This window comes from Metabacillus arenae (assembly GCF_014773385.1).
In the GTDB taxonomy this organism is placed as follows: domain Bacteria; phylum Bacillota; class Bacilli; order Bacillales; family Bacillaceae; genus Metabacillus_D; species Metabacillus_D arenae.
In genome coordinates this window covers 20621-33857 of sequence record NZ_JACXAI010000011.1, presented here as the reverse complement: position 1 = coordinate 33857, position 13237 = coordinate 20621, and the positions used below count along the sequence as shown (strand labels likewise).

At 38.4% G+C, this 13237-nt stretch carries 11 protein-coding genes; 5 read left to right on the top strand and 6 right to left on the bottom strand.

Annotated features, from left to right (window positions below):
* From IC621_RS10200 to IC621_RS10175, 6 genes are all read right to left on the bottom strand, one after another.
* Positions 1–711 carry a FadR/GntR family transcriptional regulator gene (locus IC621_RS10200; RefSeq protein WP_191158197.1) on the bottom strand — a complete coding sequence of 237 codons (711 nt, stop codon included), beginning with the start codon at positions 709–711 and terminating at the stop codon, positions 1–3.
* Between the two features lie 180 nt (positions 712–891).
* Positions 892–1836 (bottom strand): hydroxyacid dehydrogenase, encoded by a 945-nt coding sequence (locus IC621_RS10195; RefSeq protein ID WP_318153029.1) that lies wholly within the window; start codon positions 1834–1836, stop codon positions 892–894.
* 240 nt (positions 1837–2076) lie between these two features.
* Positions 2077–3234 carry a UxaA family hydrolase gene (locus IC621_RS10190; protein WP_191158195.1) on the bottom strand — a complete coding sequence of 386 codons (1158 nt, stop codon included), beginning with the start codon at positions 3232–3234 and terminating at the stop codon, positions 2077–2079.
* A gap of 2 nt (positions 3235–3236) precedes the next feature.
* Positions 3237–3575: a UxaA family hydrolase gene (locus IC621_RS10185; protein ID WP_224752448.1), complete on the bottom strand. Its 339-nt coding sequence runs from the start codon at positions 3573–3575 to the stop codon at positions 3237–3239.
* Positions 3576–3951: 376 nt separating this feature from the next.
* Positions 3952–4254 (bottom strand): TIGR04104 family putative zinc finger protein, encoded by a 303-nt coding sequence (locus IC621_RS10180; protein WP_191158194.1) that lies wholly within the window; start codon positions 4252–4254, stop codon positions 3952–3954.
* A gap of 184 nt (positions 4255–4438) precedes the next feature.
* Entirely contained in the window at positions 4439–6205 is a 1767-nt protein-coding gene (locus tag IC621_RS10175; protein WP_191158193.1) for an alpha-glycosidase, read from the bottom strand.
* Positions 6206–6535: 330 nt separating this feature from the next.
* Between IC621_RS10175 and IC621_RS10170 the strand changes: the two genes are divergently transcribed.
* The 5 genes from IC621_RS10170 to IC621_RS10150 all read left to right on the top strand — a co-directional run bounded on the left by IC621_RS10170 (position 6536) and on the right by IC621_RS10150 (position 12902).
* A complete protein-coding gene (locus tag IC621_RS10170; RefSeq protein ID WP_318153025.1) occupies positions 6536–7819 on the top strand; it encodes an extracellular solute-binding protein in 1284 nt (427 codons plus the stop codon).
* A gap of 224 nt (positions 7820–8043) precedes the next feature.
* Positions 8044–9327 carry a sugar ABC transporter permease gene (locus IC621_RS10165; protein WP_191158192.1) on the top strand — a complete coding sequence of 428 codons (1284 nt, stop codon included), beginning with the start codon at positions 8044–8046 and terminating at the stop codon, positions 9325–9327.
* 2 nt (positions 9328–9329) lie between these two features.
* Complete coding sequence (locus tag IC621_RS10160) at positions 9330–10172, top strand: sugar ABC transporter permease (RefSeq protein ID WP_191158191.1); 843 nt, start codon at positions 9330–9332, stop codon at positions 10170–10172.
* Positions 10173–10236: 64 nt separating this feature from the next.
* Positions 10237–11772 (top strand): alpha-amylase family glycosyl hydrolase, encoded by a 1536-nt coding sequence (locus IC621_RS10155; RefSeq protein ID WP_191158190.1) that lies wholly within the window; start codon positions 10237–10239, stop codon positions 11770–11772.
* A 95-nt stretch (positions 11773–11867) separates the two neighbouring features.
* Positions 11868–12902, top strand: coding sequence for a LacI family DNA-binding transcriptional regulator (locus tag IC621_RS10150; RefSeq protein WP_191158314.1), 1035 nt, complete (start codon positions 11868–11870; stop codon positions 12900–12902).
* Positions 12903–13237 lie beyond the last annotated feature (335 nt).

Here is a 13237-nt window from a genome sequence, read left to right as displayed (position 1 = left end):
TTACTCATCCTTTCTTTTTAAACTGTTTGTGATGGATTCTTCCACACTCTCAAGGTGATGAGTCATATGTTTTTTTGCGTCTGAAATGTTTTTCGTTTTAATCGCTTTCACAATCTCTTCATGCTCTTCAATTGATTGGATGGCTCTTCCAGGGATTTGAATGGACTGCATTCTTGATTTGCCGAGCAAATCAATCAAGTTATGCATAATCCGGTTCAATACCGAATTCTGAGCCATCTTTGCCAGGACAAGATGAAACTTATGGTCAAGTTCAGAGAGCTGCTGGAAATCCACTACTGCAGCATTTGCCGCGTTTTTTGCCTGGAAAACAATCCTGCTGAGCTCTTCAATTTCCTGCTCGGACGAATTTAAAATGGCCCATTCTACAGTGCTGTCCTCCAAAATTTTTCTGACAGCAAAAAGATCCTTTACTTGATCTGAAGTGACAAAAAAGGAACCTGTCATTTTCCGAATTTGTTCTTCCTCAGATGCTACAAACACTCCTGTGCCGTGTCTTGCAATCACATAGCCATACGCTTCTAAAATTTTATATGCTTCTCTCACAGTATTGCGGCTTACTTCAAGTTCTGCAGCCATTTCTCTTTCGCCGGGAATTTTTTCTCCAACTTTATATTTTCCGTCTTGAATGACTTGTTTAATATGATCTGCTACCTGTTCTGAAATCCCTTTACGATCAAAAGAAAGCTTCATGCTGCTTCGCTCCATTCTTACTTTGTGAATTTTTGCTTAATTAGTTGTTATTGTAATTTAAGTCTATCATTTAAATGTTACAGTATTTCCCGAGGCGGGAGGTTAAAGGCGAGACTAGAAGCAATCGCGGTTCACCGATTGCCGTTATTTTTTAAAAGGGTCTCAGCAATAAATCGAAATTTAAACTAAGCATAAGGAATGACCGCCCTTTAATAATTTTCCTACTTCTTGTGCAATTAATAACGAGGTTCTTGTTTGGGACTCATTTGTAAGACCAGCAATATGCGGAGTCAAAATGGCATTTTTGCATTGCAAAAGCGGGTGAGACGGATTTATCGGCTCTTCTTCCAAGACATCTATATAAGCCCCGGCAATTTTATTTGCGACCAAAGCATCGGTTAAAGCTGATTCGTCAATAATACCTCCTCTTGATGTGTTAAGAAGATAGGAATTTGCTTTCATTGAATCAAGCTCCTTATGTGAAATCAGATGCTTCGTGTCAGCCGTTAAAGGGACATGAATGGATATAAAATCGGATTGATGCAATACTTCCTTTAATGAAGAATATTTTTCTACTCCTGTTTCAGAAATAATGTGTTCATAATCAGTCATAAATGGATCAAAGCCAATCACTTTCATACCGAAGGAATTCGCTCTTTTTGCTACACGGTGAGCGATTTCTCCCAATCCGATCAGACCAATTGTTTTATTGGAAATTTCCTCACCTGTAAATCTTTTTCGATCCCAACCTCCCTCACGAATATCCTGATCTGCTAAAAGCAGTGGGCGGCTTGCCGATAAAATAGCTGTCATCACATATTCGGCAACAGAGGTAGCATTCGCGTTTCTTGCATAGACGACCTTAGCTCCATGATTTTTTGCTGCTTTTACATCAATATTGTCAAGGCCAACCCCCAAGCGTCCAATTACCTTTAAATGAAGTGCTGCAGATAAAAGCTCCTGATCTACTTTTGTTTGATTTCTGACAATTAACCCATCATATAGGTGAAGAGTGTTTAACAGCTCTTCTCGATCTTTCCATAAGCTCTCATTATAGACAACTTCAAGGCCGAACTCTTTTAATTCCTGCAGCCCTTTTTCCCACATTACTTCTGTCACCAGCACTTTCAAATTGTTCACCTCACCCAAATAGATTTAGATCCTTTTTAAATAGATTGCTGTATTTGATTGATAAGTGATGTTCAAATCATATCATTCGGTGAATGGCTAATTACTTCGGGTCTTTCTGCTTCCTTTTCTCATCAAGAAAGAGAGCTGACTCAGGGAGTATAGGCGGCTAAACATAATCTTCACTACGGCCAGATCAGGTTTACAAGCCCTTTCTCCTCTTGAATCAGCCCATTTTTAAGCACTCCGATAAAGTTTAGTCATGACAAACTCTCTGTGTCCAAGGGCTTCGGCACATGTTAGTCTCCCATTAACTACCCGATATATGTAATTCATTAACGAATCACCGGCTTCTTTTAAGTTCATTTCGCGAGAAAGCAGTCCTTTGACATCTACATCAATGTGCTCACTCATAGAACTTGCTGTGTTAGGGTTAGCAGTGATTTTAATAACCGGTACGATCGGATTTCCAATAATATTGCCTTGGCCTGTAGGGAAGAGGTGAAGAACAGCCCCGCCCGCAGCCATTAATGTAATACACTCAGCTGCAGCAGAAGATGTATCCATAAAATATAGACCTTTTCCATTTTCAGGCGCTTCTGCTGGGTCTAGTACACCAATCACTTCTTTTGTACCTGTCTTGGCGATATTGCCTAATGCTTTTTCCTCGATGGTAGATAATCCTCCTGCAATATTTCCCTGTGTTGGCTGGCTTCCCAGCAAATCAACGCCTTTTGATTCAATTTCACCAACATAGTCGTTGTAAATTGCAGTGAATTTCTCTTTTAGCTCAGGAGTAGCCATGCGATCCATGATCAAATGTTCTCCACCAGTCAATTCAGATGTTTCACCAAAGAACACCGTTCCCCCGGCTTCGATTGTACGGTCAACTGCCTGTGAAACGGTTGGGCATGAACCAAGCCCTGTCGTTGTATCAGACTCTCCGCATTTAATGCTAATGACCAATTCGTTTAGGTCTACAGGTTCCTTCTGCAGCTCTGAAGCCCACTGAACATATTCCTTCGCTTTCCAAGAAGCCTTGCGGACTGTTTCAAAATCTCCGTTTCCTTCTATTGAGAAATAGGAGACTGGTTTGCCGGTCTTGGCAATCCCACCTGCAATCTTCTTCGACCAATTCTCCTCAATTCCGATGACGATTACTGCAGCCACATTTGCATTAGCTCCAGTCCCAATCATTGTTCGAAAATGCAATTCTAAATCCTCGCCGTATTGAAGTCTTCCATACGCATGAGGAAGGGCGAGAGTTCCTTTTACATGGCTTGCTACAGCTTCGCACGCTGCATTTGAAATATCATCTACAGGTAAAATAATGACATGATTACGAATACCAACTTGACCGTTTTCTCTGCGATAACCATACAATTGTTGTTCCATGTTTACCACCTCGCCGTTTTAATGTTGTGAGTGTGTACATAATCCCCGATTTCCCATTTACAAGTCGTCAAACCTATTTGTATGCCATACTTGAACACAGGTTCATTTTCCTCTAATTGGATCAAGGCAATTTTGTGACCTAATGGAACATCACCTTTAGACACTACCTCCACTGTTGACCCATCATCCATGTAAACGCCTACAACTCTTTCCCCGGCTTTCATGTCAGAAGTAGCAACTCCTACATGATCCCCTTTATTGTGGATCAGAAACTTGTGAGCGGCAGTGCTCTGTCTATCTTCGCTGTTTGACTTCGTTGCGACATTCATGTCATAACTCATGAAAAATCCCTCCCAACGGATCTTTGGTTGAGTGACCCAACCACTTAACTTCCCTTTCATTTAACCATGGATTATGAGAAAAATCAATAATATTTATGAATTTTCTAAAAATTATAAAGCTAGAAAGGAGATGAATTTAGGAAGCAGCAGATCTTGCTGCAGATCAACCAAATTTTTAAATTAGGGCTTGCTTGGATTTGACCACTATTAAAAATACTATTAAGCTATTTTGCATGGGCAAATAACATTCGAGAAAATAGAATGATTGACTCACTATGGGGAGAACATGAAGGAGGCAGAACTTATTTATCTGAAGATTTTAAGTGATATTCTATAGATGACATTAAGTTTGCTTCTAACAAACCTTTTTCAACCATTAAAACATCGGCTCTTCTTCATTTGAGTATTCGGTATAAAAAGGCGTTATTAGAAATATTAGAATAGCTAGTATTAAGATGAAAAGAATATTAAATATAAGATTATGCGGAAAGAGACCTGTCATGACGCCCCACATTATCAGTGTAATAACACTAATAAAGGATTGCTTTTGTCTGGATTTAGTTGTTAAGTACAGTCTGCTGCCGCACTTACGACATCTCGGTTTTAGTTTAAATGAGTTTAGAAATGTCTCTTTATAGTTCAGGCTTTGTTTGCAATTCGTACACTCTGGAAGCATCATCGAACTCACTCCTTAAATGTTAGTTCTAATTTTCTATACGATAAAATGAACAGAAAGTTCCCAAAAAATCCAGTGACTTCTTTTATACATTCTAGTTTTTATAAATAATTGTAATAAATTTATGAAAAATCCTTTAAATGAAAATAACCTGATGGCAGATAATACCCTCAGGTTTATTTATTGGTTATTTTTGAATTAATAAAAACCTAAATCCATAAGCTTCTAATGTAATAGAAAGATTGCTTTCCTTCACAGAAAATTCTTCATTTGTCCAAAGATCCCTAATCGTTTTGTCTTTTAATTCAAAAGGAAGTGTAATTTCAATCTCTTGATCTGAATGATTCATGGCTGAAATGAATAGGTGGTCAGCATTCTCTTTTGTATAAACGATGTGATTCGTATCCTTGTTTGCTTCAACAAAGTTAAATTGTCCATGGTTTCCAAAAACACGAAAATTTTTCCTTAAACTAATAAGCTTTTGAACATGGTTATACAGGTCACGGTCTTGTTTGTCTTCAATCCATTCCATACATTTCCGGCATTCTGGATCCTGATCTCCTGTTAAACCAATTTCATCTCCATAATATATACAAGGGGTACCAATGAAGCTTAGTTGAAAAGCGAGCAGCAGTTTTATTTTTTGTTTTTCCCCATTTGCAATCGTTAAAATTCTCGGAGTATCATGACTTCCCAGCAAGTTAAAAGCTACTTCGTTTACATTTTTCGGATAGGATTGCAGGACTTTTTGAATAATGTGGGAAAATTCCTCAGCATTGATTTCATCTTTTGCAAAATATTGAAGAGCCCCGGTAGTGAACGGATAATTCATAACGGCATCAAATTGGTCCCCATGCAGCCATGGCATGGAGTCATGCCAAATTTCCCCTAATATATAGACATCTTTTTTCACTTCTTTTACAGCTTTTCTAAATTCCCTCCAAAAAGTATGGTCGATTTCATTGGCTACATCAAGCCGCCATCCATCTATATTGAATTCACGTACCCAATAGCGCCCCACCTCTAATAAATACTCTTTAACTTCATGGTTTTCCGTATTTAATTTAGGCATACTTTTAGCAAATGCGAATGTATCATAGTTAGGATAAGGCTCTGTTACAATCGGGAATTCACGAATATGAAACCAATTTTTATAACGGGAATTCTCTTGGTTTTTTAAGACATCTTGAAAAGGAGGGAAGAAATACCCGCTGTGATTAAATACCGCATCCAGCATGACTTTTATTCCACGCTTATGACATTCCTCCACCAGTCGTTTAAATGTTTTTTTATCGCCGAACTGAGGATCAATCTCCATGTAATCAATCGTGTCATATTTATGGTTTGAATATGCTTTAAAAATAGGGGTGAAATAAATGCCGCTAATCCCTAGATCACAGAGGTAATCAAGGTGATCAATAACACCTTTAAGATCCCCTCCAAAAAAGTTAGAGCTCGATGGTTTTGCAGTCCCCCATTCTAAAACACCTTCAGGATCATTGTCCTTGTTTCCATTTGCAAACCTTTCAGGAAAGATTTGATACCAAATTGTATCTTTCACCCATTCCGGTGCCTCAAATACATCCATTTCATTTATAAAAGGAAAACAAAAATAATAAGCGGTATCGTCTAAAGGTGCTTTCTCGTAAAATCCTTTTTCTGTATAAATAATTGTTTCTTGTTTGTTTGAAAGTTCAAATCCGTACCGAAGACGCCGAAATGGAGGCTTTATTGCAATAAACCAATAATCAAACAGGTCATCCTGCGCTACTTTTTTCATTGCTGCTCTTTGAACTTGCCAGCTTTTTTCAATCCAGAAATAAGGATCTCCATGAATGAGCTGTACAGCTTCTGCATCATTCCTCCCTGTCCGAAGCTGAATGTGCAATGTTTCTTTATCATAGGCATAGGCGTATTGATTTTTAGGTCTGTGGTAGATTGCTTGTTTTATCACTTTTTTCTCCTCCTATAGTAATGCAATCGTTTGCTCTAAAAAATGATTCTTATTAAAGATTATTTGAAAGCGCTGTTAAAGTCAATTAGCAATTAATACGAAAAAAAGAAGGATATTGTTCATTCTATTAAAATATACTTAATTTAAAGATGTTTAAAGCGTTTGCAAAAAATGCTTGTCAAAACAAAAATAGGCGCTATAATTAAATTAGGTTGTGCAATCGTTTTCACTTCTAAGTGTAATCGCTTAACTTTAATAAAAATTTTTTACTAAATGTGCAAACGTTTGTGCAAATGAATAAGCAAGATTCATATTTTAGGAGGGGTCAATGTGAAAAAAATCTTATCACTGTTTATGATGCTGCTTCTTGTTTTAGGCGTACTTGCTGCATGCGGTCCTGACGCACAAAAAGAAACAGGTGGAAGCAGCGAAGGTGATACAAAAGGGGAAGAGGCTGCTAAGCCTGAAAAATTAGTTGTTTGGGAAGATGAAAAGAAAGCAGGCTGGTTAGATAAAGTTGCAGCTGATTTTGAAAAAGAGCATGGAATTAAAATTGAAGTGAAAGAAGTAGAGATGGCTACTAAAATGCGTGATTCTCTTCGCTTAGACGGTCCTGCCGGAACAGGACCAGATATTGTAACACTCCCGCATGACCAGGTTGGCCAGGTTGTAACGGAAGGTTTGATAGCTGAATTAAACGTTGAGCAAGAAGTAAAGGACCGTTTCTCTGAATCTTCTATTTTAGCAGAAACCTACGATGGCAAATTATATGGTTTACCAAAGGCTTCTGAAACTCCTGTACTCATCTACAACAAAGCTCTTGCAGACGAAGTGCCTGCAACAATGGAGGAGTTATATGAAAAAGCTAAAGAGCTTACATCAGGGGAGCAATACGGGTTTTTAGCATTATTTGATAACTATTACTTCGCCCATTCTGTAATCGGCGGTATGGGTGGATATGTATTCCAGGAAAACGAAGGCGTGTTAGATCCTAAGGATGTTGGTTTAAATAACGAAGGCGCTGTAAAGGGTGCTGAATACATTCAAAAATGGTATGAAGAAGGATTATTCCCTAAAGGAATTATTGGTGAAAATGGCGGTTCTGCTTTAGACGGTTTATTTAATGAAGGGAAAGTAGCTTATGTCATGAACGGTCCTTGGGCATTTCAGCCTTATAAAGATGCAGGTATTGACATTGGTGTTGCCCCACTTCCTAAATTTGAAAGTGGAGAGCCGATGAAAACATTCATGGGTGTAAAAGGATGGCATGTATCAGCTTTTTCTAAAAATCAAGAATGGGCGTCCACATTTATTGAGTACATGACAAACGATGAAAATGCATTATACCGTTATGAACAAACTTCAGAGGTTCCAACAAACGTTGCTTTAGTAGAGGAACCGGCAATTGCTGAGAACGAAGGAGCAAAAGCAGTAGCTGAACAATCCCAAGTGGCAGTTCCAATGCCGAACATTCCAGAAATGGCCGAGGTTTGGAAACCAATGGCTGACAGCTTACAAACATTAGTGACCGGGAAAGCCGATGCAAAGTCTGCGCTTGACAGTGCTGTCAATTCGATTAACAAAAATATTGAAGCCAACCACGGCGGAAAATAATCACTTCTGATAAGCAGTATCTTATACTCAGATGCTGCTTATCATTTTCTTATCGATTAAAAAACTGTTCATGTACTAGTCTTTGGAAGTCTGACAAGCTTTTATGAAGCATTGATAGCTAAATGTTTAATTCTTCATAAGAACTTGTCTCAAGTTTCCTAAAGTGACTAGAAATCCCGCTTCCTTACCTCCAAGCTTTTACCTTTATGAAAGGGGAATATAAAATGGAAGACTTAACCTATCAATCCAAACATCGAAAAACAGCACTTGCCCTATCCGTTATTCCGGGTTTAGGGCAGCTTTATAACAAACAATACTTAAAAGGCGGTTTCTTTCTAGTATTTACTGTATCCTTTTTATATGTATTCTGGGATTTGCTTGATATCGGGCTGTGGGGACTTGCTACACTAGGAACACAGACGCCTCGTGATCACTCCATTTTCCTGCTTATTTATGGAATTCTTTCTTTGATTGTGCTCGTATTTGGCATCGGTTTTTATCTTTTAAATTTAAGGGACGCTTATAAAACAGGTGTCCAGCGTGACCTAGGTTTAGAACTAAGCTCTTTAAAAGACCAATATAAAAATTTAATGGATAACGGTTTTCCATACTTAATGATTTCACCAGGTTTTATGTTATTGGTATTCGTTGTCATATTCCCGATTATCTTTGTTATTTTACTTGCTTTTACAAACTATGATCTATACCATTCTCCACCGGCAAAATTAGTAGACTGGGTAGGCATTCAAAACTTTACTGATATCTTCAAGATTGATATATGGCGTGATACATTTTTTGCGGTACTTGCTTGGACACTAGTTTGGACATTTGGAGCAACAACCCTGCAGGTTGCTTTAGGGATCTTTCTTGCGGTCATTGTTAACCAAAAAGATATAAGAGGAAAAGCTATTATCCGTACGGTTTTCATTTTACCATGGGCAATACCTGCTTTTGTTTCGATTCTTGTGTTTGCAGGAATGTTTAATGAGTCGTTTGGCGCAATAAACCGGGATATACTAGCGGCATTTGGAATTGATAACATACCCTGGATGACAAATCCGCTTTATTCGCGAATTGCCTTAATTCTTATTCAAACCTGGCTTGGATTCCCTTTCATTTTTGCGATGACAACCGGTGTTCTCCAGTCTATACCAAATGAGCTTTATGAAGCAGCGACAGTCGACGGTGCATCAGCTTTTCAAAAGTTTAAAAGCATTACATTGCCGCTTGTTCTGTTTGCAACTGCCCCTATTCTCATTACACAGTATACGTTTAACTTTAATAACTTTAATGTCATTTACTTATTCAATGGCGGCGGACCTGCCATTGCTGATCAAAATGCTGGAGGTACTGACATTTTGATCTCATGGATCTATCGTTTAACAATGACATCTGCCCAGTATTCAAAGGCGGCAGCTATCACATTGCTGCTCTCTATCATCGTTATAACTGTAGCACTTTGGCAGTTTAAGAGAACGAAGTCATTCCAAGAAGAGGATATGATGTAAATATGAATATCAAAAGACAGAAACTCATCCGCTTAACATTGTCCTATTTAGTTATTGCGATCATGTTTGCGATCATTCTATACCCTGTATTATGGATAATTGGCAGCTCATTTAACCCAGGGCAAAGTTTATCCGGCTCTCAAATCATTCCTGAAAATGCCACACTTGCTCACTATCAAGAATTGTTCGACTTAAAGCAAAGTGATTATTTGTATTGGTATTGGAATTCATTGAAAATTAGTTTAGCTACAATGGCGTTGACCGTCATCCTTGTCAGTTTTACAGCATACACCTTTTCTCGTTATCGATTTGTCGGACGAAAAAATGGTTTGCTTACGTTCTTAATTTTACAAATGATCCCTAACTTTGCAGCTTTAATTGCGATTTTTATCCTTGCATTATTAACAGGGTTAATTGATACACATTTGGGTCTGATTCTTGTCTATGTAGGTGGTCAAATTCCGATGAATACATGGCTCATGAAAGGATACCTTGATACAATTCCGAAAGAGCTTGATGAATCTGCGAAAATTGATGGTGCCGGCCATATGAGAATATTCATACAAATTGTTATGCCGCTTGCCAAACCAATTATTGCGGTTGTAGCTTTGTTCTCATTTATCGCACCGTTTGCAGATTTTATTATTGCAAGCATTCTATTAAGAACAGAGCAGAAATACACCTTAGCAGTTGGCCTTTACAATATGGTCGCAAAACAATTCGGAGCAGAGTTTACAACGTTTGCGGCGGGTTCAGTATTAATTGCCATTCCAATCGCGATTCTTTTCCTATCCTTCCAGCGTTTCTTTGTTTCAGGATTGACGGCTGGAGGTACAAAAGGGTAATCTTAAAGGCATGAGCAACGATTGGCTGTTTGAGCGATTGAAATAGCCAAAAGGGGGAGCGGAGATGAGACGTGCTGTTTTCAGACTGTTTCTAATCCCGTTTCTTCTTTTTTACGCCTTACCTGTAAGTGCTGTGGAAAAAGAAGAGCGAAATAGGCAGGATGAAATGATTTACTTTATTATGGTCGACCGGTTTAACAATGGGGACACTTCCAACGATTATGAAGTGGATATTAATAATCCAAAGGCTTATCAAGGTGGAGATTTAAAAGGGATAACAAAAAAGCTTGATTATATAAAAGATATGGGTTTTACAACAATTTGGCTAACTCCTATTTTTGAAAATGAACAAGAGGGCTACCACGGTTATTGGATCTCCGATTTCAAAAAAATAGAAGAACACTTTGGCACGTTAAAGGATCTTAAAGAGCTTGTAAACGAAGCCCATAAACGTAATATGAAAGTTATTTTGGACTTTGTGGTAAACCATACTGGATATCAGCATGAATGGCTTAATGATCCCTCGAAAAAGGATTGGTTTCATGCGCAAAAAGAGATTAAAAACTGGAGCAATCAAGAAGAAGTAGAAAATGGGCGGCTGTCTGGTTTACCTGATTTGAACCAAGGGAATCCAGAAGTACGTGAGTACCTTTTAGAAACGGCTAAATGGTGGATTGAAGAAACGGATATTGATGGATACAGACTTGATACTGTAAAACATGTGCCAAAAGATTTTTGGACTGAGTTTACACGAGAGGTTAAATCTGTTAAAGAAGATTTCTTTCTAATTGGAGAAGTGTGGGATAAAGACCCGCGCTATATTGCATCCTATGAAAAAACAAACATTGATTCTTTTGTAGACTATCCACTCTATGAAGAGTTAACCACTGTTTTTTCAGAGCCTGACAGACCGCTTACATCCTTATATAATGTGTGGAATCGAAATGCAGCGTTATATCAATCACCAAATCTTTTGGGAACGTTTCTTGATAACCATGACAATGTCAGGTTTACCAGGCAAGCAATCCAAAACCAGCAGCATCCAGGTACGAGGTTAAAGCTTGCCCTAACCTACTTATACACGGCACCTGGAATACCTATCGTCTATTATGGAACCGAAATTGCCCTCGATGGCGGTGAAGATCCCGACAACCGCCGGTTAATGAACTTCAGAACAGATGATGTCTTAGTAAAGCACATTGAAAAGCTCTCCGAAATTCGAAGGAATTTTAAATCGTTAACGAATGGAAATATGGAGCTTCTCTATGATCAAGATGGAATGGCAGTTTTCAAAAGACAATTCGAAGAGGAAACAACGTTTATCGCGATAAACAATACGTCAAAATCACAAAAAGTAGAGCTGGATCCGGCCGAGATTGGCCAGAAGCAGCAATTAACAGGGTTGTTAAGTGGTGACATTTGGCAGGAAACAAATGGGAAATATGAAATTGTACTAGATCGTGAGAGTGCAGATGTATATAATATTTCCGAGAAAACAGGCTTAAATATTCCATTAATAAGCGTATTTATAACAATCCCGATTTTATTCATTATATTTATTTATCTGGCAAATAAAAAAGGAAAAAAGCTTCAGGAATAAGCAGCTAAACGCCGATTAATTAAATTAAATTATTAACATGATTAACGGCAAAATAGAAAATCACCGTCTAAAGTCTGTGTGAAAGAGGGAGAAAGATAATGGCAACGATTAAGGATGTAGCTAAACGGGCAAAAGTGGCACCATCAACTGTTTCACGAGTAATTGCCAATAACCCTCGTATTAGTGAGAAAACGAAACAACGTGTAAGAGAGGCCATGCAGGAGCTTTGTTATCACCCAAATTTTATTGCAAGAAGTTTAGCAAATAAATCGACCCAGACGATTGGTGTCGTGATGCCTAGTTCAGCAGATAAAGCATTCCAGAATCCTTTCTTTCCGGAGGTCATAAGAGGAATTAGCAAAGGTGCACATCAGAAGCAATATGGTATTCATATGTCAACAGGTGACACAGAAGAGGAAATCTTCGAAGGTGTTGTTCAAATGATTGAAGGGAAGAGGGTTGACGGACTGATTCTGCTGTATTCAAGAGTGGATGATATGTTAACAAATTATTTAAGACAAAATAAGGTCCCGTTTGTCATGGTCGGAAAGCCTTTTAATGCAATAGAAGAAATTACACATGTTGATAATGATAATTACAAAGCGGCAAAAGAAGTAACAGAATATCTTATTAATCAAGGACATAAGCGGATAGCATTTATTGGGGGAAGCCTAAAGCTAGCCGTCACGGTTGACCGCCTGCAAGGATATGAAAAAGCGATCCGCAATGCTGGATTGAACTTTAGAGATGATTATGTTATTCATGAGGAGTTTCTGAAAGAAGGCGGACAAGAAGCAGTAAATGAATTATTTTCTTTAGAAGAACCTCCAACTGCTTTATTCGTAACAGATGATTTAATGGCACTGGGTGTTCTAAACAAGCTTGATGCCATGAACATCCATGTTCCTCGTGACGTGTCGGTTGTATCCTTTAATAATATATTATTATCGCAAATATCCCGCCCGCCGCTGACTACTGTAGACATTAACATTTTCCAGCTGGGCTATGAGGCTGCAAAGCACATGATTTTAAAAATTGAAGAACCGCCCGAGCCTGTAAAACGAATTATCATTCCTCATAAAATCGTCATAAGACAATCGTCTTCGGAATATAAAAAGGAAAATGAATAAGGAAGAGCCTGGCGAATCTGCCAGGTTTTTTTGAACTTGCGGGGAGAGTGGAGGTCGTTCATAGAAGTGGAAAAATCGATCATAGAGTGAGGAAACTGGTGCATTGAACCGGGAAAGTCGTTCATAGAGAGGAGACCCTCATACATAGAGGAGAGCTAGGCATAGAATCGCCAAAGTCGTTCATAGAGAGGGCAATCTCGTGCATAGACCAACAGAACTCGTGCATAGAGGAGAGACTGTGCATAAGATTGCTCACACAAGGACATGAAGTCATCCAACGGCTGCCTGAAACATCAATTAAACAGTAAATCCAACAGAGAAAAGTTTACCATAAA

Coding starts and splice junctions, on each gene's coding strand:
- IC621_RS10200 (WP_191158197.1), bottom strand. CDS start 711: ATGAAGCTTTCTTTTGATCGTAAAGGGATTTCAGAACAGGTAGCAGAT.
- IC621_RS10190 (WP_191158195.1), bottom strand. CDS start 3,234: ATGGAACAACAATTGTATGGTTATCGCAGAGAAAACGGTCAAGTTGGT.
- IC621_RS10185 (WP_224752448.1), bottom strand. CDS start 3,575: ATGAGTTATGACATGAATGTCGCAACGAAGTCAAACAGCGAAGATAGA.
- IC621_RS10180 (WP_191158194.1), bottom strand. CDS start 4,254: ATGATGCTTCCAGAGTGTACGAATTGCAAACAAAGCCTGAACTATAAA.
- IC621_RS10165 (WP_191158192.1), top strand. CDS start 8,044: ATGGAAGACTTAACCTATCAATCCAAACATCGAAAAACAGCACTTGCC.
- IC621_RS10160 (WP_191158191.1), top strand. CDS start 9,330: ATGAATATCAAAAGACAGAAACTCATCCGCTTAACATTGTCCTATTTA.
- IC621_RS10155 (WP_191158190.1), top strand. CDS start 10,237: ATGAGACGTGCTGTTTTCAGACTGTTTCTAATCCCGTTTCTTCTTTTT.